This is a genomic window from Nonomuraea sp. NPDC049649 (assembly GCF_040675175.1).
GTDB lineage: Bacteria > Actinomycetota > Actinomycetes > Streptosporangiales > Streptosporangiaceae > Nonomuraea.
Genome location: NZ_JBFAOH010000009.1, coordinates 90,528 through 115,718, shown reverse-complemented (window position 1 = coordinate 115,718; position 25,191 = coordinate 90,528). Strand labels below are relative to the sequence as shown.

Genomic DNA, 25,191 nt, shown 5'->3' with positions numbered 1-25,191 from the left:
TCCGTGAACCATAGTGCCCTGAAGTTGACCTTTGCGCCAGATGCGTAATTGAATTCCCGTTCAACACGCAAGACCCCCTCCGGAGTACCCCATGTCTCTCACCATCCTGTTCTGGCCGGAAAGCGCCTACGGCCCCACCAACAACTGCATCGGCATCGCTGACATCCTCCGCCGCCGCGGCCACCGGGTCGTCTTCGCGGCGGAGTCGTCCTGGAAGGGCAAGCTCGAAGCCCAGGGCTTCGGGGAGGAGCTCGTCGACCTCGCGCCGCCGTCCGAAGAGGAGGAGGACCCGGACCCGGGCAAGTTCTGGAAGGACTTCATCCGCGACACCCGGGCGGAGTACCGCAAGAGCACCCGTGAGCAGCTGGAGACCGTCACCGCCCCGATCTACAAGGAGCTGGTCGACGGCGCCAAGTACTGCGAGCCGCGGCTCAAGGAGATCATCGAGAAGGTCGACCCGGACGTCATCATCGAGGACAACGTGGTCACCTTCCCGGCGCTGCTGACGGCGGGCAAGAAGTTCGTCCGCATCGTCTCCTGCAACCCGCTGGAGATCCGCGGCGAGAACATCCCGCCGGTCTTCTCCGGGCTGCCCGCCGCGGACCGTTCGGAGTGGGACGCCTTCCGGGCCGAGTTCGACCGTACCCACCGCGAGCTGTGGAACGAGTTCAACGCCTGGTGCGTCGAGCAGGGCACCCGCCCGCTGCCCGAGCTGGAGTTCATGCACGAGGGCGACCTGAACATCTACGTGTACCCGGAGATCCTCGACTACGCCGCCGAGCGGCCGCTCGGCCCGACGTGGCACCGGGTCGACTCCTCCGTCCGCGAGACCGACGAGGACTTCGAGCTGCCCTTCGAGCGCAAGGAGGGCTCCTCGCTGATCTACTTCTCGCTCGGCTCGCTGGGCTCGGCCGACGTGGAGCTCATGCAGCGGCTGATCGACGTGCTCGCGACCACGCCGCACCAGTACGTGGTCTCCATGGGCCCGCTGCACGAGGAGATCAAGCTCGCCGACAACATGTGGGGCGCCGAGTTCCTGCCCCAGACCAAGATCATCCCCCTCTGCGACCTGGTCATCACGCACGGCGGCAACAACACCACCACTGAGGCCATGCACTTCGGCAAGCCGATGATCCTGCTGCCGATCTTCTGGGACCAGTACGACAACGCCCAGCGGGTGGACGAACTGGGCTACGGTGTCAGGCTCTCGACCTACACCTTCAAGGATGAGGAGCTGACGGGGGCGCTCGACCGCCTCCTCGGCGACACGGAGATGCGGGCCAGGCTGGCCGAGGCGGGCGAGGAGATCCGCCGCCGCGACGGCCTGCGCAAGGCCGCGGACCTGATCGAGAACTTCGGCCGCGGGTAGTTCCGCGACCGGATCGAGAACTTCGGCCGCGGCTGGTTCCGCGGCCGAGGAGAAGCACGGGAAGTACGACCATGCGTAAGTTGATCAACCCAGCCACCGGCACCGTCTTCGCCGAGGTGCCGGACACCCCGGTGGAGGCCGTCGAGACCGCCGTGCGGCGGGCCAGGACCGCCTTCGGCGAGTGGAGCGAGGCCACGCCCGCCGAGCGGGCCCGGCTCCTGCTCCGGGTGGCGGACCTGGTGGAGGCCGAGGCGGAGGAGCTGACCAGGCTGGAGGTCGAGGAGACCGGCAAGCCCGCGGCCGTCTTCAGGGACGGCGAGCTGCCCTTCCTCGCCGACAACCTGCGGTTCTTCGCCGGGGCCGCCCGCTCGCTCGACGGCACCGGCGCCGGGGTCTTCAGCTCCGGCTACACCTCGGTGCTGCTGCGCCGTCCGGTCGGGGTGGTCGGGTCGATCGCGCCGTGGAACTTCCCGCTGGTCATGGCCGTCTGGAAGGTGGGCCCGGCGGTCGCCGCCGGCAACGCCGTGGTGATCAAGCCGGCTCCTCAGACGCCGCGCACCACACTGCGGCTGGCGGAGCTGTTCGCCGAGGCGGGCGCGCCCGCCGGGCTCGTCCAGACGGTCACCGGCGACGCCGAGGTGGGCCAGGCGCTGGTCACCGACCCCGGTGTGGACATGGTGAGCGTGACCGGCTCGACCGAGACCGGCCGGGCGGTCATGACCGGTGCCGCCGCCACGCTCAAGCGCGTCCACCTGGAGCTGGGCGGCAAGGCGCCGGCGCTGGTCTTCGAGGACGCCGACCTGGCCGAGATGGCCCGCGGCGTGGCCCTGGGTGCCACGTACAACAGCGGGCAGGACTGCACCGCCGCCACCCGCGTGTACGTGGCCCGGGAGCGCTACGACGAGGCCGTGGAGGCGCTGCGGGCGACCCTGGCGCAGATCAAGGTCGGCGACCCCTGGGACCCGGCCACGGACATCGGCCCGCTGATCTCCGAGGAGCACCGGGAGCGCGTGCACGGCTTCGTGGCGCGCTCCGGCGGCAGGATCGTGCACGGCGGCGCGCCCGTCGACGGGCCGGGCTTCTACTACCCGCCCACGCTTGTGACGGATGTCGCACAGGAGAGCGAGATCGTTCAGGGCGAACTTTTCGGCCCGGTGCTCGTGGTCCTGCCCTTCGACGGCGAGGACGAGGGCGTGCGGCTGGCCAACGACTCCAGCTACGGGCTCGCCTCCTCGATCTGGTCGCGTGACGTGGCGCGCGCCGTCCGTGTCTCGCACCGGCTCGATGTGGGCGTGACCTGGGTGAACGACCACCTGCCGATCGCCAGCGAGGCGCCGCACGGCGGCGTGAAGGGCAGCGGGTTCGGCAAGGACATGAGTCAGGAAGCCGTCCTGGAGTACGCGGTGACGCGGCATCTCATGATCAAGCACGAGGCTCCCGCGGAGCGGGACTCTTTTCGGCCAGCCTGAAAGCGTGTGCGGCAAAATGTCCCCCCAAGTGTCGCTTTGGGGGCATTTGATGGGAAATGACCGGTTGGCCGATCTGGTACGGAGTGTGTTCCAATTACCCAGCCCGGCAGGTTCCCATGCGCCACACGCGTGTCTGATTTTTCAAGCACGTAACGGCGAGAGGTAGCGAGAGTCAGTGAGGACGGAAAACCCCAAGCACACGAGGCCGGGGGAGAACACAGGCGGACGTTTCCGGCTGGCGAACTGGCGCGTGCGCTCCAGGCTGGTGGCGCTGATCCTCATTCCCACGGTCGTGGGCGTGCTGCTCGCCGGTATCCAGCTCACGAGCGCCGTCGGCACCAGCGCCGAGTACCGGCGTCTCACCCAGGTGGCCGAGCTCGCCCAGCGCGTCGGCGCGCTCGCGCACGAGGTCGGCAAGGAACGCACGCTCACCGCGTGGTACATCGCCGACCGCCGCCGGGCCGGCCGCCTGGCTCAGCTGCGCACCCAGCGTGGAACGGTCGACGCCGCCAGGGACCGGGTGCTCGAGGCGGCCTCCGCCATCGACGACTCCTACCCCGCGCGCGTCCGCTCCGACGTCGACGGCATCCAGCGCTGGCTCAACGGCCTCGACGGCCTGCGCAGGTCGATGACCGCCCAGAACGTCCCGCCGCGGGCCTCCATCAGCACCTTCTCCGACATGATCGAGGTGCTCTTCGGCCTGCAGAACGGCCTCGGCGCGGGCATGGCCGACGACACCCTCCAGGGCGACGTGGCCGCGCTGACCGCGCTCCAGCGGGCCAAGGAGGAGGTCTCGCGCCAGCAGGGCATCCTCGTCGTCGCCCTGGTCGAGCGGAAGCTGGACTACGACGACCTGTCCGACTTCCTGGGCTCGTGGAACCGGCAGCAGTCGGAGCTCGACCAGTTCGAGCAGGAGGGGAGCGCCGCCGACCAGGCCGCCTACCGGCAGGCCGTGCGCGGCCCGCAGATCGACCGCGCCGACGCGATGCGCCAGCGCGCCCTGGCCCAGCTCCGCGAGTACGGCACCATCCGCGACCTCGACGTCACCACCAAGCGTGACCTCAACCTCTGGCACGAGAGCACGACGCTGGCGGCCAACGCCATGCGCAAGGTCGAGGACGGCCTGGCCACCCGCGTGGTGACCCAGACCCGGGAGCTCAGCGACGCCGAGCAGCGCAACGCGATCGTCTCCGGCGCGACCATCCTGATCCTGCTCCTGCTCGTCCTGGTGATCACCAGCCGGGTGGCCGGTTCGCTGGTCCGCCCGCTGCGCCGGCTGCGCGCCGAGGCGCTCCAGGTGGCCTCCACCCGGCTGCCGGAGACGGTCCGCATCCTGCGCGAGAGCGGCGAGGACGCGCAGATCCCCGAGGTGCCGTCCATTGGCATCGACACCCAAGACGAGATCGGGGAAGTGGCACGGGCGTTCGACGAGGTCCACCGCGAGGCGATCCGGCTGGCCGGAGACGAGGCCAAGCTGCGCGCCAACGTCAACGCGATGTTCGTCAACCTCTCCCGCCGGAGCCAGACGCTGGTCGAGCGGCAGCTGCAGCTCATCGAAGGTCTGGAGCAGGGTGAGGAGGACGAGCAGCGGCTCGCCAACCTGTTCCGCCTCGACCACCTGGCCACCCGCATGCGCCGCAACAGCGAGAACCTCCTGGTCCTCGCCGGCCAGGAGGCCGCCCGCAAGTGGAGCGAGCCGGTGCCGCTGGTCGACGTGGCCCGCGCCTCGCTGTCGGAGGTCGAGAACTACGAGCGCGTCCAGATCCAGATCCCGTCCGGGATCCAGGTCGTCGGCCCGGCCGTCACCGACACCGTCCACCTGCTGGCCGAGCTGATCGAGAACGCGATCTCGTTCTCCCCGCGCGAGAGCAAGGTCCAGGTCAGCAGCCAGCCCACCGACAGCGGCGTGCTGGTGACCATCGACGACGTGGGCATCGGCATGAGCCCCGAGGAGCTGGCCCAGGCCAACTGGCGGCTGGCCAACCCGCCCGTCGTCGACGTGTCGGTCTCGCGCCGCATGGGCCTGTTCGTCGTCGGCCGCCTGGCGCTGCGCCACGGCATCCGCGTCCAGCTCAAGCAGCGCGAGCGCGGCGGCCTGAGCGCCATGGTGCTGCTGCCGGCGGTGCTGCTCGTCGGCGGCCAGGGCACGATGCCGCAGCCGCGCTCCCAGTACGACGCGTTCACCAGCTTCGACCCGGCCAAGTTCGACTCCGCCGCCGCGGCGGCGAACGGCTCGATCTTCGGCGCTCCGCCGTCCCTGTCCATGGAGACGCGGGACGTCCGCAGCGGTGAGGAGGCGCCGCTCGACACCCAGTGGCCCGGCACGATCCCGGCGCCCGGCGGCGGCGACGGCGGCTGGCCGTCCTTCCCCGAGCCCGGCAAGCAGGACTGGCCGTCCACGGCGGAGCAGCCCGCCGGCGGTCCGCAGGGCGAGCCCCGCTGGCCGTCCTTCGCGGAGCAGCCTCCCGCGCCCGGGCAGTCCGAGGAGTCCCGCTGGCCGTCCTTCGCGGAGCAGCCTCCTGCGCCACCCCAGGCCGAGGAGCCCCGCTGGCCCTCGTTCGGCGAGCAGCCTCCTCAGCCCGCCCAGGCCGAGGAACCGCGCTGGCCGTCCTTCGCCACGGAGCCCCCGCCCCAGCCGGAAGAGGCGCGCTGGGGGAGCTTCGGCGACCCCGCGCCGCAGGCGCCCTTCGGCGAGGAGCCGAGCCGGTCGGCCGGCCCGGACCCGAACGCCTTCGGCGAGTACAACTGGCCCTCCTTCGCGGAGACGGTCAAGGCCGCCCAGTCCTACCCGTCGAACGGGAACCACGACCCGTTCGGGCCCGGCGAGTACTCCTCGCAGGATCTGACCGGCCCGCTTCCCGCCGTGCGCAACTCGCCCATGGAGGAGCAGGGCGAGGAGTTCCTGCCGATCTTCTCCTCCGTAGGCTCCGACTGGTTCCGCCGCCCGGAATCCGAGCAGTTCCAGCAGAGCGCGCCGGAGCCGGAGCCGGAGCCGCGCTTTGCGGCCCCGGTCGAGGAGGCGGAGACCGCGCAGCACGCGGCGATCACCGACAAGCCCGCGCTGCCTCAGCGCACGCCCGGCCAGTCGGGCGCGGGCGCGTCCTGGTCCTCTCCCGCCGACAGCGGCTGGCAGGCCGCCCAGGCCGCCGCGCAGCCCGTCCAGTCCGGTACGACCGCGTCCGGCCTGCCGCGCCGCGTCCCGAAGGCCAACCTGGTGCCCGGTACGGCCAGCCCCGAACCCGCGGCCACCTCGCCCGCTCCGCAGATCTCGCCCGAGCGGTTGCGGAGCCGGCTGTCGAGTTTCCAGCAAGGTGTGCGTCAAGGCCGCGCGTTCACCCGTGGAGATGTGAATGAGGAGGAGCAATGAGAGAGTTGAGCCAGGGAGCGCGTGGCATCAACTGGCTGATCACGGACTTCGTCAACAACGTGCCCGGTGTCGCGCACACCGTGGTGGTGTCGTCTGACGGCCTGCCGCTGGCCTACTCCGAGGGGTTCCCCAAGGACCGGGCCGACCAGCTCGCCGCCGTGGCCTCGGGTGTGATCAGCCTGACGCAGGGCGCCGCCCGGGTCTTCGAGGGCGGAATGGTGACCCAGACGGTCATCGAGATGCAGCGCGGCCTGTTGATGATCATGTCGATCAGCGACGGTTCCTGTTTGGCCGTACTGGCGGCGCCGGACTGTGACATGGGTCTGGTCGCTTACCAGATGACGCTGTTGGTCGAGCGCGCGGGGCAGGTGCTCACGCCTGCCGTACGCGCGGAACTGCAGGCGGCCCGCCCCCGCTAGACGGGCGGTGACAGGAGATCATGGTGTCAGGTCAGGGTTGGGCTGGGGACAGCAACACACCGCCGCATCCGTCGGCCCCACGTCCGCCTAGATCCAGCTCCCTGGTCCGGCCGTACGCCGTGACCGGGGGGCGAACGGCCCCGCGGATGAAATTCGCCATGGAGGCACTGGTGTCCTCCGTGACGTCCGAATACCAAGACATTTCAATGCTGAGTCCGGAATATCAGGCGATCATCCAACTGACGCGGAACGTCCGGTCGGTTGCCGAGATCTCCGCCCTCTTAAAGCAACCTCTGGGGGTGGTCCGGGTGCTGATCGCCGACATGGCGTCAGAAGGCCTGATCCGCGTGCACCAGCCTGCCCTGGACGCGGGCAAGCCGGACCTCAACCTGCTGGAAAGGGTGCTCAGTGGACTTCGCAGGCTCTAGCCCCGGACTGACCTCGACGAAGATCGTCGTGGCAGGCGGGTTCGGCGTGGGCAAGACGACGTTCGTGGGAGCGGTGTCCGAGATCCTGCCGCTCACCACGGAGGCGGTGATGACGGACGCGTCGGCGCACGTCGACGACGTCTCGCTCACTCCCAACAAGAGAACCACCACGGTGGCCATGGACTTCGGCCGGGTGTCGCTGGACAGGGACCTGATCCTGTACCTGTTCGGCACGCCCGGCCAGCACCGGTTCTGGTTCATGTGGGACGACCTGGTCAAAGGCGCGATCGGCGCGGTGGTGCTGGTCGACACGCGCCGATTGGCCGACAGCTTTCCGGCGATCGACTATTTCGAAGAGGCCAAGCTGCCCTTCGTCATCGGGATCAACGGCTGGGACGGGCAGTTCGCCCACTCCGAGGAGGAGGTGCGCGAGGCGCTCTCGATCGGCCCTCAGACGCCGATCGTGCGCCTGGACGCCCGGGCCAGGGACTCGGTGAAGGCCACCCTGATCACGCTGGTCGAGCACGCGCTCTCCCGGCACATGCACGCGCCCGCCTGACCGCGGGAGTGAAGAACGGCCGCCGCCCCACGTGGGGCGGCGGCCGTCGTGTCTCCGGGTCCGGGGCGTCAGTGCGGAGCGGGCCGCCGCCTCACCGGGCGGCGGCCGTGGTGTCTCAGGGGCGTCAGTGCGGCACCGGCTGGCCGCGGACCAGCCGGCCCACCTCGGCGCGCAGCTGGACGAAGTCGGGGTGCTCGCGCGTGCTGATCTGGTCGCGCGGCGCCGGCAGGTCCACCTGGAGGTCGCCGACGACGTGCGCGGGCGCCTTGGACAGCACCACCACGCGGTCGCCCACGTACACGCTCTCGTCGATGTCGTGGGTGATCAGCACGATCGTCATCTTGTGATGCCCGCGGACCTCCAGGACGAGATCTTCGAGATCCTCCCGGGTCTGCGCGTCGACCGAGCCGAAGGGCTCGTCCATCAGCATCAGTGTGGGCCGGTAGGCAAGGGCGCGGGCGATCGCCACCCGCTGCTGCATGCCGCCGGAGAGCTGGAACGGATACTTGCGGCCCGCGTCGGCCAGCCCCACCGACGCCAGGGCCTCGGCGGCGGCCTCGCGGCGCTGCTTCTTGTCCATCTTCTTACGGCGCAGCGGCAGGGCGACGTTGTCGGCCACCGACATCCAGGGGAAGAGGGACCGGCTGTAGTCCTGGAACACCACGGCCAGGTTGTCGGGGGTCTGCTTGACCAGATGCCCGTCGACCTTGATCCGGCCGCCCGTCGGGGTGATCAAGCCGGCGATGGACCGCAGGAGAGTGGACTTCCCGCAGCCGGAGGGGCCGACGATGCACAGTAACTCACCCTCGGCGACGCTCAGGTTGAGCCCGTCGATGGCGTGGTGCGCGTTGGGCCCGCCGGTCCCGTAGATGTGGGTGAGGTTTTCTATCTCGAGCAAAGCGATTTTCCTAGGGGCGAGTCCACAGATAACACGGCGACTCTACCGAAGGGCCCATTGGTTGCAAATGCTAAAGGCGCATTCCGATGGGATGAACTGCGAGTACGCTTCACCGCTGTCATGACACACCGTGTGAGAGCGACTCCGATGTCACGCATCCTTCGAGGTCAGGCGGTCGTCCTGGCCCTGGTGGCGGCCCTGGCGCCGATGGCCTGCGGCACGACCGGGCCCGGGCCCGTGGCGGGAAAGAACCTGGAGAAATCAGCTCTCAAAGTAGGCGTGCTGCCCATTCCCGATGCCGCGCCGTTGTATATCGCCGAGGATAAGGGCTTCTTCCGGCAGGAAGGACTGATCGTCGAACCGGTGGTCATCCGGGGCGGGGCGGAAGGGCTCCCGCTGATCCGGAGCGGCGCGCTGGACATCACCCTCGCGAACTACGTCTCCACCTTCATGGCGGCCGAGAAGGGCGAGCCCGTCAAGGTCGTCGCCGACCTGTACCACGCCGGGCCGAAGACGTTCCAGCTCATGGTGCCCGGCGACTCGCCGATCAGGGACGTGGCGGGCCTCAAGGGCAAGACCGTCCTGGTCAACACCGAGCACAACATCGGCACGCTCGTCGTCACCGCGACGCTCGCCCGCGCCGGGGTCGCCCCCGGCGAGGTGCGCTTCGCCACCGAGCCGTTCCCCGCGATGGCCGGCGCCCTGACCGCCGGGGAGGGCGACGCGGCCTGGATGACGGAGCCGTTCATCACCGCCGGCGAGCGCCGCCAGGGCCTGCGCCCGCTGGCCGACACCATGACGGGAGAGCTGAGGGACCTGCCGGTCGCGGGCTGGGTGGTGACCGAGCGATGGGCCGCCGACCACCCGCGCGCGCTGGCCGGCTTCCGCCGGGCCGTCGCCAAGGGTCAGCGGCTGGCCGCCACGAGCCGGGACGAGGTCGTCGCGGTGCTCCCCTCGTACACCAGGATCGGGGAGGTGACGGCGCGGCAGATCGCGCTCGGCCGCTACCCGCTGCGCCCGGAGCCCGCGGAGCTGCAGCGGGTGGCCGTCCTGATGCTCCGGTACGGATACCTGCGCGAGAGGCTGGACGTGCGGAGCGTGCTGCTCGCCGACTGAGCCTCACGCGCCGGCCGTCTCTCGCGCGTGGTGCCAGCCGAGCACGCGGCGCTCGACGACCAGGAACAGCTCGTTCAGCAGGTAGCCCAGGATGCCCAGGAGCACGATCCCCGCCCACATCGCGGGCAGGTTGAACATCGAGTAGGCGACGGTGAGCTGGAAGCCGATGCCGTTCGTGGTGCCGGGCAGCAGCTCGGCGAAGACGGTGACGATCAGCGAGAGCGACAGCGCCAGCCGCAGCCCGGCGAAGATCTTCGGCAGCGCGGCGGGCAGCACGATCCGCATCACCCTCTCGCGGCGCGACAGCCGGAAGGTCCGGCCGGTGTCCAGATAGAGCGGTTCGACCGCGCGGGCGCCGTCGGCCGTGTTGAGCAGGACCGGCCAGACGACGCTGAACATGATGAAGGCGAGCTGCATCCGCAGCCCGAAGCCGAACACCACGAGGAACACGGTGACCAGCGCGGGCGGCGGGATCGCGCGCAGGAACTGCAGCACGCCGTCGAGATAGTCGTAGGCCCGGGCGGACAGCCCCAGCGCCAGCCCGAGCAGGATCCCCGCCCCGGCGCCCCCGGCCAGCCCGCCCGCCATCCGGCCCAGGCTCGGCAGGATGTTCTCCACGGCCAGGTCGGTGAAGAACAGCCGGTCGGGCGGCCCGGAGAACCACATGGCGTGCATCCGCCGCACGATCGTGGACGGCGGCGGGAAGAACGCGCTGCCCGCCGCCCTCGTCACCAGCTCCCACACGATCACCAGCACCGCCAGGAGCAGCCACCGGGACAGCCCCCGGGCCAGCCGCCTCATGCGCCGCCTCCCGTCCGCGCCAGATGCCACCGGAACAGCCGCCGCTCGGCCGCCACCAGCAGCGCGTTGACCAGCACGCCGAACAGTCCGACCCAGACGACCCCGGCGAGGATGTCGTCCATCCGGGCCGGCACCGCGATGCCGGCGAAGTAGATGAACACGCCGATGCCCTCGCCCCGCCCGGCCACGATCTCGGTGCTCACGGTCAGGATGAGGGCCACCCCGGTGGCCAGCCGGAAGCCGGTCATGATGAACGGCGCCGCCGAGGGCAGCGACACCCACCACAGCACGGCCGGCCGGCTGAAGCCGTAGGAGCGCAGCGACTCCTTGGCCACCGGGTCGACGTCGTGCATGCCGTACATCGTGTTGTAGAGGATGGGCCAGACGGCGGCGTAGATCACCAGGGCGATCCGGTGCTGCAGACCGGTCCCGATGAGCAGCGCCACCAGCGGGATGAGCGCCACGGACGGGATGGGCCGCAGGAACTCCATGATCGCCCGGGTCGCCGCGTCGAGCAGCGGGAAGCTGCCGAACAGCACGCCGAGCGGCACCGCGACGAGCGCCGCGATGGCCAGCCCGATCGCCCAGGCGAGCATGCTGGTGCCCGCGTGCGCCCGGAAGGCCGGGTCGAGCAGCAGCGCGCCGGCGCGCTGGAGGATCTCCGAGGCGGGCGGCATGAACTCGGCCAGGCCGGCCCGCCCCGCGAGCTCCACCAGCGCGATGAACGCGAGCGCGCCCGTCACCCGGCGCGCCCACCGGTAGGACCGGGGGCGCGCCAGAGGTGAGCGGGCGAGTGCGGGTGTGTTCACCCCGACGTGGTGGTGGGGGACATCAGCGAGGCCACGTCGATGTCCTTGCTGAGCCATCCGGCCTCGACCATCCAGTCGGCCACCCGTTGCAGCCGCACCGGGTTGTCGGAGCTGGAGAAGTACGGGAACGTCACGGTCGCGGCGGTTTCCTTGTCGATCTGGGTGAAGTTGGGCAGCACGTCGACGACCAGTTCGCGGTTGCTCTCCATCATCTTCGCCGCGGCGTGCAGCGCGCGCTGGAAGGCGGCGGCCGTCTTCGGGTTCTTCTCGTACCAGTCCTGGGTGCTGACGTACCCGGAGATGGGGAACTCGGCGGCCGGGCCGGACGCCGGGTCGAGGATCTTGCGGGCGCCCATTCCGGAAGTCGCGGCGGTCACCATCGGCTCACCCAGGTATGCGGCGTCGATCTGGCCTTTCTGCCAGGCGGGCATGATGTTCTGGAACGTCACCTGGACATATTTGATCTTTTTCGGATCGACATTATTGGCCTTTAGGACCTGGGTGAGTGCGAGCTCCTGGAAATTGTGCAGCACGTTCACGTTGATCGTCTTGCCTTCGAGGTCCTTCGCGGACCTGATCGGCGAATCAGGTAAAGCCATGATACTCAGGGAATCCGGGGCCGCCCGTGAGCCTTCGGCCAGGATCCGCAGCTTCAGCGCGCCCTGGTCGTGTGCCTGGAACATGGACACGTAATTGCCGAACATGGCGTCGATCTCGCCATTCAGGAGCATCGGAATGGCCTCGGGCGACGACTGCACGATCTGCGGGGTGACCTTGAGGCCCTCCTTCTCGAACAGTTTCTGGTCGATGGCCACGTACAGGGCGGCGGTGTCGATGGCCGGCAGGCCGACGACCTTGATCTCGGTCTTCTCCAGGCCGCCGGAGGCGGCAGCGGACGAGGTCGGCGCGCTGGTCGTGGAGCTTTCACCGCTGCACGCGGTGATTCCCAGCGCCAGAGCCAGTCCGATGATGGCGGCCCTGCTGGGACGGCCAAACCTCATGTCGGGGACTCCCTTCGCACGGTGAGACGGAGCCGGAAGGTAGGGGGGTGGTCTGTTTCTCGCGGGAGGTGCGCCTGACACGCAACAAGCACAGACGGTAGCACCAGATGGGGTTCCATCATCGCGAAAATAACACTTATGGTTGCATTGCCAGTTTGACGTTCTATCGTGGGGATTGGCTTGAACAATTAACCATCTTCGTGCTTTCGCCGCGCTTGACCCGGGTTGAGGGGCCCGGGCCGGGTGGTGAGGGAGGTGATCCGTGGGTCCCCGATACAGGTGATGCGTTCGGTGATCGGCTAATACGAGCTGTGAGCAGGCCGTCCTATTTCTCCAGTGGGACGGACGGTCCGGTCGTGTCGCATTATCGGGGCCGATTCGGATCCCCCATGCTCGAAATAGCCCTCATCTCGGTAGGCATTGAGCCCCATCCGCAATCCAGCCATGGTCATCGAGATTCCCCCTCAGGGGCGAGAGGTTGCGAAGGCAGTGAGTAAGCAGGGTGCTGTAGCTACCGTCGACCGCGAGCCGCACGGCCGTCCGGCCCGGCCCCAGGCCAGACCCTCACCGAGCAGGTTCCGCCTGGGCAACTGGCACGTGCGCTCACGCCTGGTCGCGCTCATCGTGGTTCCCACCGCGGTGGCCGTGGCGATGGGCGGGCTGAACGTGGTCAGCTCGCTCCGGGACGCGAACACGTACCAGACCCTGCGCGAGGTCGCCGAACTCAGCGAGGGCCTCGGCGCGGTGAGCCACGCGCTCGGCGCCGAACGGGACGCGACCGCGCTCTACATCGCCCAGGGCCGGCCCGACGTGCGCGAGCCGCAGTTACGCGGCCTGCATGACGAGGTCGACGACCTGATAGCCGACGTCAGGCAGCGTGCCTCCACCGTCGGCGACACCCACGGCGACGCCGTGCGCCCGGTGCTGCGGCGGCTGGAGGAGATCAGGGCGCTGCGCGACACCGCCGTCGAGGGCAAGATCCAGCCGCTGCCCACGATCTCCAAGTACTCCCAGATCAACGCCGGCATCCTGCAGTTCCACGACCAGCTCGGCCAGGTCGCCGTCGACGACGTGGTGGCGCACACCGCGGGCGCGATGGCGGCGATCTCACGCGCCAAGGAGCAGGCGTCCCGGCAGCGCGGCATCCTCGCCAGCGCGCTGGACAAGAAGAGCTTCGACGCCGGCGAACTGGACTCGCTCACCGCCGCCAAGGCCCGCGAGGAGAGCGAGGAGACGCTCTTCGCCACGCTGGCCACCCAGGACCAGCTCGAGTTCTTCCGCAACTCGGTCGTGGGCCGCGACGTCGACCAGACCGACCTGTTCCGGCTGCGGGCCATCGCCCAGTCGGGCGAGGACAAGCCGCTGAGCATCGGCACCAACCCCGGCAAGGACGTCGACACCTGGTTCGACGTGAGCACCGGCAAGATCGACGCGATGCGGAACGTGGAGAGCACGCTGGCCGCATCCCTCATCGTGCGCGCCCGCGACCTGGAGGACGGGGCCAACCGGTCCGCCCTGATCTCGGCCGTACTCATCATGATCCTGCTGGTCGTGGTGCTCGCCATCATCACGCTCATCGCCCGCTCGCTGATCAGGCCGCTGCGGAGACTGCGCCGCGAGGCGCTGGAGGTGGCCAACCACCGCCTGCCCGAGACCGTTCGCACGCTGCGCGAGAGCGGCGACCCGACGACCGCGCCGGTGGCGCCGATCGGGGTCAAGACCGAGGACGAGATCGGCGAAGTGGCGCGGGCGTTCGACGAGGTGCACCGTGAGGCGGTGCGGCTGGCGGGTGAGGAGGCGCGGCTGCGGGCGAACGTCAACGCGATGTTCGTGAACCTTTCACGGCGTTCCCAGACCTTGGTGGAGCGGCAGATCACTCTGATCGACGGGCTGGAGCAGGGAGAGCAGGACGAGCAGCGGCTGGCGAACCTGTTCAAGCTGGACCACCTGGCCACGCGTATGCGCCGCAACTCGGAGAACTTGCTGGTGCTGGCCGGTCAGGACCCGCCGCGGCGGTGGAGCCAGCCGGTCAAGCTGGTCGACGTCGCCCGAGCCTCGCTGTCGGAGGTGGAAGGGTACGAGCGGGTCGTGCTCCAGGTCCCCGACGGCGTGGCGGTGGCGGGGCAGGCCGTCAACGACGTCATCCACCTGCTGGCCGAGCTGGTCGAGAACGCGCTGTCGTTCTCCCCGCGCGAGACCCGGGTGACCCTGTCCGGCAGCCGCATCGACGGCGGCGGCGTCATGCTGTCGATCACCGACTCCGGCATCGGCATGACCCAGGACGAGCTGGCCCAGGCCAACGAGCGGCTGGCGGAGACCCCCGGCATGGACGTGGCGGTCTCGCGCCGCATGGGCCTGTACGTGGTCTCCCGGCTCGCCCACCGCCACGGCGTACGGGTGCAGCTGCGGCCGCACGCCTCCGGCGGGCTGACCGCGATGGTGCTCATCCCCGAGTCGCTGCTCGCCCAGCCGACCGCGCTCGCGGGCGCCTCCGGCGGCCAGGGCGACGCCTACACCGGGCCGCAGCCCGCGCCGATGCCGCTCAACGTCTACCCGATGAGCCCCGGCCACCCGTCCTTCCCCGGACCCGACGGCCCCGGCAACGGCTCGGTCTGGCCCGCCCCGCCGTGGCCGGCCGACGGCGGCTGGCCCGAGCCGAGCCGGGGCGGCGGCGGAGCCTACGAGACCAACGACTGGGTGCCCCCGCGGACGGCCGGATGGAACGGCGGCAACCCGCTGCCCCGCCGCGCCATGCCCGACGAGCGGCAGCCGATGGGCTACGCCTACGGCGAGCGGATCGAACCGCCCGAACGCCCCAAGTACGAATTCCCCGGCAACGAGGCGTCCACCGGGCCGCTCCCCGCGGTCGGCCCCGGCTCCTCCGGGGCGGGCGACGACTACCTGCCGATCTACGCCGCGGTGGAGTCGGCCTGGTTCGAGCGCGGCGGCAGCTGGAGCTCGTCGTCCAAGGCCGACGAGGGCTGGTCGGCCGCGCAGGCGGCGGCCGAGCCGGTACGCGACGGCTCGACCGCGGCCGGGCTGCCCAAGCGGGTGCCCAAGGCCAACCTGGTGCCGGGCTCGGCCGAGACCGCGTCCGCGCCCAAGGGCGTCACCCCGGTGCCCGCCGTCTCACCCGACCGGATCCGGTCCCGGCTGTCGAGCTTCCAGCAGGGCTTCCGCGCGGCCCGCGACGACCTCCACGGCGGCCGGGCGCCCTCGGGCACACCCCCGCCCGGCCCGGCCTTCGGCGGCAACGCGTCCGGAGGCAACACCTTCGGCGGCATCAACGGCAGGAACGATGAGACAGGCGAGGACGACATATGAACGAGCTGAGCCACGCAGCGCGCGGTGTGGACTGGTTGATCACTGATTTCGTCAGCACGGTTCCGGGCGTGGCCCACGCCGTGGTGGTCTCCTCCGACGGCCTGCCGCTGGCGGCCTCGGCGGGGTTCCCGGCCGACCGGGCCGATCAGCTCGCCGCCATCGCGTCCGGCCTGGTGTCGCTCACCGCGGGCGCGGCGCGGGTCTTCGAAGGCGGCGGCGTGGCGCAGACCATCGTCGAGATGCAGCGGGGGCTGATGCTCATCATGTCGATCTCGGACGGTTCCTGCCTGGCCGTGCTGGCCGCGCCCGACTGCGACATGGGACTGGTCGCGTACCAGATGACCTTGATGGTGGATCGGGCAGGGCAGGTGCTCACGCCCGCGGTGCGTGCGGAGCTGCGCGCGGCTCAGACCAGGTGATGCCGGTGACGGATCCGCGGTGGAACACGGGTGGGTGGGAGCCAGGCGTCCCGCCCCGCACGCCGGCCGACCCGGCGTCGCCGGTGCGCCCGTACGCGGTCACCGGCGGGCGGACGGCGCCGCGGGTGAAGCTGGCGATGGAGGCCCTCGTGTCGTCGGCGACGGCGGAACAGCGGGAGTTCTCCCACATAACCCCGGAATATCAAGCGATCTCGCAATTATGCCGCCACGTGCGGTCGGTCGCCGAGGTCTCGGCCCTGCTGCACATCCCGCTGGGCGTGGCGCGGGTGCTGATCGCCGACATGGCGGCAGAGGGACTGGTACGGGTGCACCAGCCGCAACTGGACGCCGGCCGCCCCGATGTCAACTTGCTGGAAAGGGTGCTCAGTGGACTTCGCAGGCTCTAGCGGGGAATTGACCTCGACCAAAATAGTGGTGGCCGGCGGCTTCGGCGTGGGCAAGACGACGTTCGTGGGGGCCGTGTCCGAGATCATGCCGCTGACGACCGAGGCGGTGATGACCGACGCCTCGGCCGGGATCGACGACCTGGGCATGACGCCGCTGAAGTCCACCACGACCGTCGCCATGGACTTCGGCCGGGTATCGCTGGACAGGGACCTGATCCTGTATCTGTTCGGCACGCCCGGCCAGCACCGGTTCTGGTTCATGTGGGACGACCTGGTGCGCGGCGCCATCGGCGCGGTGGTGCTGGTCGACACGCGGCGGCTGGCCGACAGCTTCCCGGCCATCGACTACTTCGAAGAGGCGCAGCTGCCGTTCATCGTCGGGATCAACGGCTGGGACGGGCAGTTCCAGCACGCCGACGCGGACGTGCGCGACGCGCTCTCGCTGGCCCCGCACATCCCGCTCATGCGCCTGGACGCCCGCTCCAAGGACTCGGTCAAGGGCGCGCTCATCCACCTGGTGGAGCACGCCCTGACCGTCCGCACGGCCGTGCCCGGCTGGAACGGCTAGCCGGCGGGAGTCGCGGCCACGGCCTCGACCAGGCTGGCCGGGCCCTCCAGGGCGACGACCCTGGTGAGCCGGAGGTCCGCCCCGGCCAGCAGCGCGGCGTACTCCGCCCTGCTGCGCTCCGTCCCGCCGTCGAAGACCGCGAGCATCCGGATGTCGACGTCCTTGCCCACGTGGGGGGAGTCGTCGTCGGGCAGCACGATCTCCAGGATCAGCACGCGGCCGTCCGGGTTCATCGCCCGGCGCACGTTGCGCAGGATCGTCAGCGCGTCCTCGTCGTCCCAGTTGTGCAGCACGCTGCCGAGCAGGTAGGCGTCCCCGCCCTCCGGGACCGAGCGGAAGAAGTCGCCCGGCACCAGCTCGCAGCGGCCGTTCAGCCCGTCGGCGGCGACGGCCGGCCTGGCCTCCTCGATGACGTGCTCCTGATCCAGCAGGACGCCGCGCATGCCGGGGTTCGCCTGCAGGACCGCGCTCAGGATGTGGCCCCGGCCGCCGCCCACGTCCACCAGGCTCCGCACGCCCGTGAAGTCGTACCGCTTCACCAGGCCCTCGATGAACGGGATCGCCCGGGCCGACATGTACTCGCCGAAGATCCTGCTGGCCTCGGGGTGGGCGGCCAGGTGGTCGTAGAAGTCGCCGAACCGGGCGGTGAGCGCCGACGACCCCGCGCGGACCGTGGCGGGCAGGTTGCCCAGCGCGTACCAGAGGCTCTCCTCGCCCAGCGACCGGATCGAGGAGCGCAGCGAGCCGGGGACGTCCGAGCGCAGCACGGTGCCCCGCTCGGTCAGGTCGTAGCCGTCGTCCCCGGCGCGCCGCACCAGGCCCATCGCCGCCAGCTCGCGCAGCACCCTCCGGAGCGCTCCAGGATCCGCCTCGCACCGCCGGGCCAGCTCGTCCGTGCCGAGCGGGCCGCGGGCCAGCTCGTCGGCCATGCCCAGCTCGGCCATCGTCAGCAAGGCGGCGAAGCGGGAGAGGTCGGCTATCGCGCCCCAGAGGAGCTCGTCGGAGTGGCTCATCAGGTCCCTTCTGATCTCATGTCGTCACGGGATGCGGTTGGCCTGGCGGTGCCAGACCAGGACACGCCGTTCGGCCAGCACGAACAGCGAGTTCACGAGGTAGCCCAGCACGCCGAGCAGCGCGATCGCCGACCAGACGCCGGCCGCGTCGAAGCTCCGCTGGGCCTGCAGCAGCTGGTAGCCGATGCCGTCGGTACCGCCGAAGATCTCCGAGATCACCATGAGGATCAGCGCCAGCGACAGGCTCAGCCGCAGCCCGGCGAAGATCTTGGGCGACGCCGCGGGGATGACGACCACCCGCAGGTGCTGGGCCTTCGACAGCCCGAACACCGTGGCCGTCTCGGTGTAGGTGCGGTCCACCGACCGGGCGCCGTCGACGCTGTTGAGCAGCACCGGCCAGATGACGCCGAACACGATCGTGGCCAGCTGCGTCGCCAGCCCCGACTGGAACAGCACGAGGAAGAGCGGCAGCAGCATCGGCGGTGGCACCGCCCGGCCGAACTCGATGAGCCCGTCCACGTACCCGGAGAGGCTGCGCGAGCGCCCCAGGACCACCCCGGCCACCACGCCGAGCAGCGCGGCCAGGAACCAGCCGACGAACATGCGGGCGAGGCTGGGCAGGATGTTGTCGAGCGCGTCGTCGGTGAGGAACAGCCGGGCGGCCGGCCCCGAGAACCAGAGCTCGTACGCCCGTACCACGATCTCGCTGGGCGGCGGGAAGTCGATGCTCACCACGACGAAGCGGGTGGTCACCTCCCACGCGGCCAGCACCAGGGGGACGAACCAGAGCCGGTTGAGCACGTTCACGTCCGGACCCCTCCCGTCCGCAGCCAGTGCCAGCGGAACAGCCGCCGCTCGGCCGCCTGCAGCACCAGGTTCGCGCCCACGCCGAACAGGCCCGCCCAGAGGGTGGCCGCCATGATCAGGTCCATCCGGTTGCCCGAGCTGGCCTTCACCGCGTACACACCGAGGCCGTTGACCCCGCCGGCCACCAGCTCGGCGCTCACCGCCAGCACCAGCGCGATGCCGGCGGCGATCCGCACGCCGGTCGCCATGAACGGCGCCGCGCTGGGCAGGCTGACCCGGCCCAGCACGGCCAGGGAGCCGAAGCCGAAGGTCCGCATCGACTCCTTGGCCACCGGGTCGACGTCGTGCATGCCGTACAGGGTGTTGATCAGGATCGGCCAGAGCGACGCGTAGACGATGACCGAGACCTTCATCATCGCGTCGTCCGGGATGAGCAGGATCGCCAGCGGGATGATGGCCACCGACGGGATGGGCCGCAGGAACTCCAGCAGCGGCCGGACCGCCTGCTCGGCCGTCGGCAGCGAGCCCAGCAGGACACCCAGCGGGACCGCGATGCCGACGGCGACCAGCAGGCCGAGCCCCCAGTTCCCCATCGTGACGAGCGACCCCTCCAGGAACTCGGGGTCGACGGGGAGGAGCGCGGCTTCGTACAGAATCGCCGACGGGGCCGGGAAGTCGAACGTCCGGCCCACCCAGAGCCGGATGACCAGCTCGCCGACGATGAGGAAGCCCGCGACGCCGATGGCGCCGCGGGTCAGACGTGCTCTGGTCATCCGTCGGACGGCTGGGCCACGATGATCGACTTCACGTCGATCTGCTGCTTGAGATAGCCGTACTCGAGCATCAGGTCGGCGACCTTCTGCAGCCGGTCGGCGTTCAGCTCACTCGGGAAGCTGCCGAGCGTGATCACCGACGCGGTCTGCGCGTCGATCTTGGTGTACGTCGGGATCATCGCCTCGAGCTCCTTGCGGTCGTTCGAGACGAGCGCCTGGGCCTTGGCGATCGCGCGCTGGAAGGCGGCCAGCGTCTTGGGGTGCTTCTGCACCCAGTCGTCGGTGGCCATCCAGCCGGCGATGGGCAGGTTCTCGGTCTCGCCGGTCATCGTGTCGGCGAGCTTGCGGAAGCCGAGCTGGCTCTGGGTCGCGGTGATGAACGGCTCGGTGAGCCAGCCGGCGTCGGCCTGGCCGCCCGCGATCGCGTTGCCCATTTCGGGGAACGGCTTCTCCGCGAATTTGACGTCGGCTTCAGTAAGACCGGCCACCTTCAGCTGCGTCTCCACGGCGAGCGTGGCGACGTTCCGCAGGTTATTGACCAGGATGGTCTTGCCCTTCAGGTCCGCGACCGTCTTAATGTCGGAGTCGTTCGGGACCATGATGTTGAAGGTGTTTTCACCAGCCTGGTACATGTCCGCGACGAGCTTGATCTTCTCGCCCCGCTCGACGGCGGCGAAGGTCGAGACGTAGTTCGTCTGCGCGATGTCCAGCGAGCTGTTCTTGATCTGCGGGATCGCCGCGGCGCCACCGGTAATGATGACCGGCTCGACGGTGAGGCCCTCCTCCTTGAAGAAACCCTTCTCGTTCGCGATATAGAGGGCGACGGGGTCCGGAATGGGAAGGGCCCCTACCTTGATGGTGGTTTTCTCCAGGCCGCCGGTGCTGGCCGAGGTGTCGGTGGACTCTCCGCCGCCGCAGGCGGTAAGGGCGAGTGCGACTGCGGCGCCGACGGCAATGGCGCGACAGCGCAGAGTGCGTGTCATGGGGAGGCTCTCCTACCAGGGGGGAAGCTTTTCAAGCTCGGCATTCGTTTGCCGGGCGTGAAGCGTACCGGAGGGCTGGTGGGAGCTGAAGACACTATGCCTTTAATCCACTAGTTTTCCGCCAAATGCGGCTTTTCACTTTATAGTCGCATATATGACTATCTGTCATCTAACGGGTTATATGTCCGGATCGGCATTGGTTGCTCTCTGTGAACAGGAGTGAGCGGCACGAACAAAGCATCCGCCTGGCGGCAGGAAAACTCCTGAGACGTTGGCTCAACTATGAGGTTTGTGCTCAAATTGGGCACCGAACTTGCCTGCGATCACGCGTCGGCGTGAAAAATGCGCACCATCCCCTCTACCCGCAGGCTAAGGCGAGAGGTAGCCACAGTGAGGACACCAACGACCGATTCCGGTCGTAGCAGGGCGCAAGACCTGCCGGGACCACCCGTTTCCACGCTGGCGCCGGCGGAACGGCTCCTGCCCAGCCCGGGCAGCTCGTTCGCTCTGCGTAACTGGCGGGTACGGACCCGCCTGATCGCCCTCATCGCCATCCCGACGATCGTCGGCGTACTTCTCGGGGGCCTGCGTGTCGGCACCTCCATCAGCAGCGCCCAGCAGTACGCGCAGGTCGGTGAGGTCAACAGCCTGGTGAGCGAGGCAGGCGCGCTGATCCACAACCTGGCGGTCGAGCGCGACCGCGCCGCCCGCTTCGTCGCCTCCAACCGGCGGCAGGCCGAGCTGCAGAGCCTGACCACGCAGTACGACATCGTCGACGCCAGCGTCAAGCGCATGCTCGGGGTCGCCGGCCCCGCCCAGGAACTGCTGTCGGAAGCGGGCCAGAAGCGGCTGGCCCTGGCCCGCTTCCGGCTCGGCCAGCTCCCCACGATGCGCAAGGCGGTCCGTGAGACCCAGCTCCCGCCGCTGCCCACCATCGAGAAGTACAGCGAGGTCATCGCCGACCTGCTGCACCTCTTCGACGAGGTGGGCCAGGGCGCGGCCGACGAGCAGCTCATCGCGGTCAGCACCGCCATGCGCGCCGTGGCCCGCGCGGAGGAGGAGACATCCAGGCAGCGTGCGCTGCTGTCGGCCGCGCTGCTGAAGTCGGAGTTCACCGGCCCCGAGTTCAACGCCTTCGTCGACGCCAGAGCCCGGCGGGAGAGCGAGCGCGCGACCTTCCGCAGCGCCGCCACGCCGGAACAGCGCCAGCTCTTCGACAACACCGTCGCCAGCGCCGAGGTCGGCCGCGCCGAGTTCTACGCCAACCGCGCGATCTTCCTGCACAACGCGAAGCTGCCCCTCGGGCGCCTGGACACCACGACCACCAAGGACGTCGACCGGTGGTTCGACTCCATCACGCGGACCGTGGAGAAGCTGAACGAGGTGCAGAGGGCGCTGTCGCAGCAGATCGCCACGCGCACCGCCGACCTCCAGGCCGCCGACCGGCAGACCGCCGTCCTCAGCGTCGTCCTGGTCGTCGCGCTGCTGATCCTGGTCCTCGCGGTCACCGCGATCATGGCGCGCTCGCTCGTATCCCCGCTCCGGCGGCTGCGCGGAGACGCGCTCAAGGTCGCCGGCACCACGCTGCCCGGCCTGGTCCGGCAGCTGCGCGACGGCGAGACCGATCCGGAGTCGGTGCACGTGCCGCCCATACAGATCTCCTCCAAGGACGAGATCGGCGAAGTGGCGCGGGCGTTCGACGAGGTGCACCGTGAGGCGGTGCGGCTGGCGGGTGAGGAGGCGCGGCTGCGGGCGAACGTCAACGCGATGTTCGTGAACCTTTCACGGCGTTCCCAGACTCTGGTGGAGCGGCAGATCACTCTGATCGACGGGCTGGAGCAGGGAGAGCAGGACGAGCAGCGGCTGGCGAACCTGTTCAAGCTGGACCACCTGGCCACGCGTATGCGCCGCAACTCGGAGAACCTGCTGGTGCTGGCCGGTCAGGACCCGCCGCGAAGGTGGAGCCAGCCGGTCAAGCTGGTCGACGTCGCCCGAGCCTCCCTCTCGGAGGTCGAGAACTACGAGCGGGTCGTGCTCCACGTCCCCGACGGCGTCTCCATCGCCGGCCAGGCCGTCAACGACGTCATCCACCTGCTGGCCGAGCTGGTCGAGAACGCGCTGTCGTTCTCCCCGCGCGAGACCCGGGTGACCCTGTCCGGCAGCCGCATCGACGGCGGCGGCGTCATGATGTCCGTCAGCGACTCCGGCATCGGCATGACCGCCGAGGAACTCACCCACGCCAACGAGCGGCTCTCCGAGAACGTGACCGTGGACGTGTCCGTGTCGCGCCGCATGGGCCTGTTCGTGGTCTCCCGGCTGGCGCAGCGCCACGGCATCCGCGTACAGCTCAGGACGCAGAGCGGCGGCGGCCTCACCGCGATGGTGCTGCTGCCCGAGACCCTGCTCGGCGCGCAGTCGCTCACCTACAACGGCGGGGCCGCGGGAGCCCTGGCCGGCGCGCAGCGCGCCCGGTCCGACAGCTTCACGCCGCCCCCGCCCGGCCAGCAGTGGGGCGACGGCGGGTTCCAGATGAGCCCGGCGCACCCCTCTTACCCGCAGAACGCCGAGCCCAGCGGCTCCTGGCCGTCCGGCATGGAGTGGCCCTCCGCCGGCACGGACTCGTGGACGTCCGAGCCGCGCGGCGGCGGCGGGTTCGACACCGACGACGTGTGGATCCCCTCCCGCGTCCCCGGCAGCTGGATGACCGAGCCGCCGCCGCCCTCGCTGGACCGCCCCGCCGAGCCGCTGCCCAGCAGGAACGCGGCGAACCGGGGCAGGCAGACGTACGACTTCCCCGAGACGGTCGAGGCGGGCGCCACCGGCCCCATCCCCACGGTGAACCCCTCCGGGGGAGGGGACGACTTCCTGCCGATCTTCGCCTCGGTGGAGTCGGCCTGGTTCGAGCGCGGCGGCAGCAGCGGCGCCTGGGGATCGGAGACGGCGGACGCGGGATGGACCGCCGCCCAGGCCGCGGCGGAGCCGGTGAAGGACGGCGCGACGGCCTCCGGGCTGCCCAAGCGGGTGCCCAAGGCCAACCTGGTGCCGGGCTCGGCCGAGACCGCGGCCGCGCCCAAGAGCGCCCCGCCGGCGCCGCCGGTCTCACCGGATCGGGTGCGCAGCCGCCTGTCCAGCTTCCAGAAGGGCTTCAGGGCGGCACGCGACGACATCAGCGAGGGCAGGGCGAGCTTCGCCTCTGACCCGAGGAACGAGAGCAGGGAGGAGGGCACGTGAACGACCTGAGTCAGGCGGCCCGGGGTGTCGACTGGTTGGTCACGGACTTCGTCAACAGTGTTCCCGGAGTCGCGCACGCGGTGGTGGTGTCGGCCGACGGACTGCCGCTGGCCACCTCGTCGGGGTTCCCGGCGGACCGTGCCGACCAGCTGGCCGCCATCGCCTCGGGCCTGGTGAGCCTGACCCAGGGCGCGGCCCGGGTGTTCGAGGGCGGGGCCGTCAACCAGACGATCGTCGAGATGCAACGGGGGCTCATGTTGATCATGTCCATTAGCGATGGATCCTGTCTGGGCGTGCTCGCCGCGCCCGACTGCGACATGGGGCTGGTCGCGTACCAGATGACCCTGATGGTGGACCGCGCCGGCAAGGTGCTGACCCCGGCGGTACGCGCCGAGCTGCGTGCCAGCCAGACCAGGTGATGTGAGTGACGGACCCCCGATGGAATACCGGCGGCTGGAGCTCCCAGCCGCCTCCGCCGCCCGCCAGCGATCCGGCCTCGCCCGTCCGTCCCTACGCGGTGACCGGAGGGCGCACCGCCCCCAGGCTCAAGCTGGCGATGGAGGCACTGGTGTCGTCGGCGACGGCCGAACACCGGGAGTTCTCCCACATCACCCCCGAGTACCAGGCGATCAGCCAGCTCTGCCGCCAGGTGCGGTCGGTCGCGGAGGTGTCGGCGCTGCTCCGGATGCCGCTCGGCGTGGCGCGGGTGCTGATCGCCGACATGGCCGCTGAGGGTCTGGTACGGGTGCACCAGCCGCAGCTGGACGAGGGCAGGCCGGACGTCAACCTGCTGGAAAGGGTGCTCAGTGGACTTCGCAGGCTCTAGCCCCGGGCTCACCTCGACGAAGATCGTGGTGGCCGGCGGCTTCGGGGTGGGCAAGACGACGTTCGTCGGGGCGGTGTCCGAGATCATGCCGCTCACGACCGAGGCCATCATGACCGACGCCTCGAAGGGCATCGACGATCTCGGCATGACCCCGCTGAAGACGACCACCACGGTGGCCATGGACTTCGGCCGGGTGTCGCTGGACAGGGACCTGATCCTCTACCTGTTCGGCACACCCGGCCAGCACCGGTTCTGGTTCATGTGGGACGACCTGGTCAAAGGGGCGATCGGCGCGGTCGTACTGGTCGACACGCGCCGCCTGGCCGACAGCTTCCCGGCGATCGACTACTTCGAGGAGGCGCAGCTTCCCTTCATCGTCGGGATCAACGGCTGGGACGGCGAGTACGCGCACACCGACAACGAGGTGCGCGAGGCGCTCACCCTGGCGCCGCACATCCCGCTCATCCGGCTGGACGCGCGGTCCAAGGAGTCGGTCAAGGCCGCTCTCATCAACCTCGTCGAACACGCGTTGTCGGTTCGGATGGCTGTGCCAGGCTGGAACGGGTAGCAGAGCGGATAGGCTGAGTAGAGACCCAATTCGCTT

23 protein-coding genes are annotated in these 25,191 nt (G+C 69.9%); 15 read left to right on the top strand and 8 right to left on the bottom strand.

Features of this window, described 5'->3' with window-relative positions; translation table 11 throughout:
- The first annotated feature begins 91 nt into the window (after window positions 1–91).
- The 6 genes from AB0J42_RS14865 to AB0J42_RS14840 all read left to right on the top strand — a co-directional run bounded on the left by AB0J42_RS14865 (window position 92) and on the right by AB0J42_RS14840 (window position 7,611).
- Window positions 92–1,369 carry a glycosyltransferase gene (locus AB0J42_RS14865; RefSeq protein WP_364293639.1) on the top strand — a complete coding sequence of 426 codons (1,278 nt, stop codon included), beginning with the start codon at window positions 92–94 and terminating at the stop codon, window positions 1,367–1,369.
- A gap of 32 nt (window positions 1,370–1,401) precedes the next feature.
- Entirely contained in the window at window positions 1,402–2,838 is a 1,437-nt protein-coding gene (locus AB0J42_RS14860) for an aminobutyraldehyde dehydrogenase (RefSeq protein WP_364294060.1), read from the top strand.
- A gap of 250 nt (window positions 2,839–3,088) precedes the next feature.
- Entirely contained in the window at window positions 3,089–6,205 is a 3,117-nt protein-coding gene (locus tag AB0J42_RS14855) for a nitrate- and nitrite sensing domain-containing protein (protein ID WP_364293636.1), read from the top strand.
- Window positions 6,206–6,210: 5 nt separating this feature from the next.
- The gene (locus AB0J42_RS14850) at window positions 6,211–6,624 is read left to right on the top strand and encodes a roadblock/LC7 domain-containing protein (protein ID WP_333486698.1); all 414 of its coding nucleotides are present in this window, start codon (window positions 6,211–6,213) and stop codon (window positions 6,622–6,624) included.
- Window positions 6,625–6,644: 20 nt separating this feature from the next.
- On the top strand, window positions 6,645–7,052 hold the full coding sequence (locus AB0J42_RS14845; RefSeq protein WP_364293633.1) for a DUF742 domain-containing protein: 408 nt from the start codon (window positions 6,645–6,647) through the stop codon (window positions 7,050–7,052).
- Window positions 7,033–7,611 (top strand): ATP/GTP-binding protein, encoded by a 579-nt coding sequence (locus tag AB0J42_RS14840; RefSeq protein WP_364293630.1) that lies wholly within the window; start codon window positions 7,033–7,035, stop codon window positions 7,609–7,611. The genes AB0J42_RS14845 and AB0J42_RS14840 overlap by 20 nt, the downstream gene beginning before the upstream one ends.
- Before the next feature lie 124 nt (window positions 7,612–7,735).
- On the opposite strand, the gene AB0J42_RS14835 is transcribed toward AB0J42_RS14840, so the two are convergent.
- The gene (locus AB0J42_RS14835) at window positions 7,736–8,509 is read right to left on the bottom strand and encodes an ABC transporter ATP-binding protein (protein ID WP_364293627.1); all 774 of its coding nucleotides are present in this window, start codon (window positions 8,507–8,509) and stop codon (window positions 7,736–7,738) included.
- A 147-nt stretch (window positions 8,510–8,656) separates the two neighbouring features.
- Here AB0J42_RS14835 and AB0J42_RS14830 point away from each other — a divergent pair, with 147 nt between their 5' ends.
- Window positions 8,657–9,625, top strand: coding sequence for an ABC transporter substrate-binding protein (locus AB0J42_RS14830; RefSeq protein WP_364293624.1), 969 nt, complete (start codon window positions 8,657–8,659; stop codon window positions 9,623–9,625).
- A gap of 3 nt (window positions 9,626–9,628) precedes the next feature.
- Here the strand turns inward: AB0J42_RS14830 and AB0J42_RS14825 are convergent, their stop codons facing one another.
- From AB0J42_RS14825 to AB0J42_RS14815, 3 genes are read right to left on the bottom strand one after another with little or no spacing between them, the layout of a single operon-like run.
- The gene (locus tag AB0J42_RS14825; protein WP_364293621.1) at window positions 9,629–10,426 is read right to left on the bottom strand and encodes an ABC transporter permease; all 798 of its coding nucleotides are present in this window, start codon (window positions 10,424–10,426) and stop codon (window positions 9,629–9,631) included.
- The gene (locus tag AB0J42_RS14820; RefSeq protein ID WP_364293618.1) at window positions 10,423–11,235 is read right to left on the bottom strand and encodes an ABC transporter permease; all 813 of its coding nucleotides are present in this window, start codon (window positions 11,233–11,235) and stop codon (window positions 10,423–10,425) included. Before AB0J42_RS14820 ends, AB0J42_RS14825 begins: the two co-directional genes overlap by 4 nt.
- Window positions 11,232–12,236 carry an ABC transporter substrate-binding protein gene (locus AB0J42_RS14815; protein ID WP_364293615.1) on the bottom strand — a complete coding sequence of 335 codons (1,005 nt, stop codon included), beginning with the start codon at window positions 12,234–12,236 and terminating at the stop codon, window positions 11,232–11,234. The genes AB0J42_RS14820 and AB0J42_RS14815 overlap by 4 nt, the downstream gene beginning before the upstream one ends.
- Window positions 12,237–12,725: 489 nt before the next feature.
- On the opposite strand from AB0J42_RS14815, the gene AB0J42_RS14810 reads away from it, so the two are divergent.
- The 4 genes from AB0J42_RS14810 (at window position 12,726) to AB0J42_RS14795 (ending at window position 16,954) form a co-directional block, all read left to right on the top strand.
- Window positions 12,726–15,560 (top strand): nitrate- and nitrite sensing domain-containing protein, encoded by a 2,835-nt coding sequence (locus tag AB0J42_RS14810; protein ID WP_364293612.1) that lies wholly within the window; start codon window positions 12,726–12,728, stop codon window positions 15,558–15,560.
- Window positions 15,557–15,979 (top strand): roadblock/LC7 domain-containing protein, encoded by a 423-nt coding sequence (locus tag AB0J42_RS14805; RefSeq protein ID WP_364293609.1) that lies wholly within the window; start codon window positions 15,557–15,559, stop codon window positions 15,977–15,979. The genes AB0J42_RS14810 and AB0J42_RS14805 overlap by 4 nt, the downstream gene beginning before the upstream one ends.
- Window positions 15,980–16,062: 83 nt before the next feature.
- Entirely contained in the window at window positions 16,063–16,386 is a 324-nt protein-coding gene (locus tag AB0J42_RS14800) for a DUF742 domain-containing protein (protein ID WP_364294057.1), read from the top strand.
- A 7-nt stretch (window positions 16,387–16,393) separates the two neighbouring features.
- Window positions 16,394–16,954 carry an ATP/GTP-binding protein gene (locus AB0J42_RS14795; RefSeq protein WP_364293606.1) on the top strand — a complete coding sequence of 187 codons (561 nt, stop codon included), beginning with the start codon at window positions 16,394–16,396 and terminating at the stop codon, window positions 16,952–16,954.
- Here AB0J42_RS14795 and AB0J42_RS14790 read toward each other — a convergent pair.
- From AB0J42_RS14790 to AB0J42_RS14775, 4 genes are read right to left on the bottom strand one after another with little or no spacing between them, the layout of a single operon-like run.
- Window positions 16,951–17,967, bottom strand: coding sequence for a methyltransferase (locus AB0J42_RS14790; RefSeq protein WP_364293603.1), 1,017 nt, complete (start codon window positions 17,965–17,967; stop codon window positions 16,951–16,953). The two genes, AB0J42_RS14795 and AB0J42_RS14790, sit on opposite strands and share 4 nt — an antisense overlap.
- A gap of 24 nt (window positions 17,968–17,991) precedes the next feature.
- Window positions 17,992–18,774, bottom strand: coding sequence for an ABC transporter permease (locus tag AB0J42_RS14785; RefSeq protein ID WP_364293600.1), 783 nt, complete (start codon window positions 18,772–18,774; stop codon window positions 17,992–17,994).
- Window positions 18,771–19,547, bottom strand: a complete 777-nt coding sequence (locus AB0J42_RS14780; RefSeq protein ID WP_364293597.1) for an ABC transporter permease — start codon at window positions 19,545–19,547, stop codon at window positions 18,771–18,773. Before AB0J42_RS14780 ends, AB0J42_RS14785 begins: the two co-directional genes overlap by 4 nt.
- Window positions 19,544–20,530 (bottom strand): ABC transporter substrate-binding protein, encoded by a 987-nt coding sequence (locus AB0J42_RS14775; protein WP_364293594.1) that lies wholly within the window; start codon window positions 20,528–20,530, stop codon window positions 19,544–19,546. Before AB0J42_RS14775 ends, AB0J42_RS14780 begins: the two co-directional genes overlap by 4 nt.
- 390 nt (window positions 20,531–20,920) lie before the next feature.
- Here AB0J42_RS14775 and AB0J42_RS14770 point away from each other — a divergent pair, with 390 nt between their 5' ends.
- The 4 genes from AB0J42_RS14770 (at window position 20,921) to AB0J42_RS14755 (ending at window position 25,155) form a co-directional block, all read left to right on the top strand.
- Window positions 20,921–23,761 carry a nitrate- and nitrite sensing domain-containing protein gene (locus tag AB0J42_RS14770; RefSeq protein ID WP_364293591.1) on the top strand — a complete coding sequence of 947 codons (2,841 nt, stop codon included), beginning with the start codon at window positions 20,921–20,923 and terminating at the stop codon, window positions 23,759–23,761.
- Entirely contained in the window at window positions 23,758–24,180 is a 423-nt protein-coding gene (locus AB0J42_RS14765; RefSeq protein WP_364293588.1) for a roadblock/LC7 domain-containing protein, read from the top strand. The genes AB0J42_RS14770 and AB0J42_RS14765 overlap by 4 nt, the downstream gene beginning before the upstream one ends.
- Before the next feature lie 98 nt (window positions 24,181–24,278).
- Complete coding sequence (locus AB0J42_RS14760) at window positions 24,279–24,587, top strand: DUF742 domain-containing protein (RefSeq protein WP_364294054.1); 309 nt, start codon at window positions 24,279–24,281, stop codon at window positions 24,585–24,587.
- A complete protein-coding gene (locus AB0J42_RS14755) occupies window positions 24,568–25,155 on the top strand; it encodes an ATP/GTP-binding protein (protein ID WP_364293585.1) in 588 nt (195 codons plus the stop codon). The genes AB0J42_RS14760 and AB0J42_RS14755 overlap by 20 nt, the downstream gene beginning before the upstream one ends.
- Window positions 25,156–25,191: the final 36 nt, after the last annotated feature.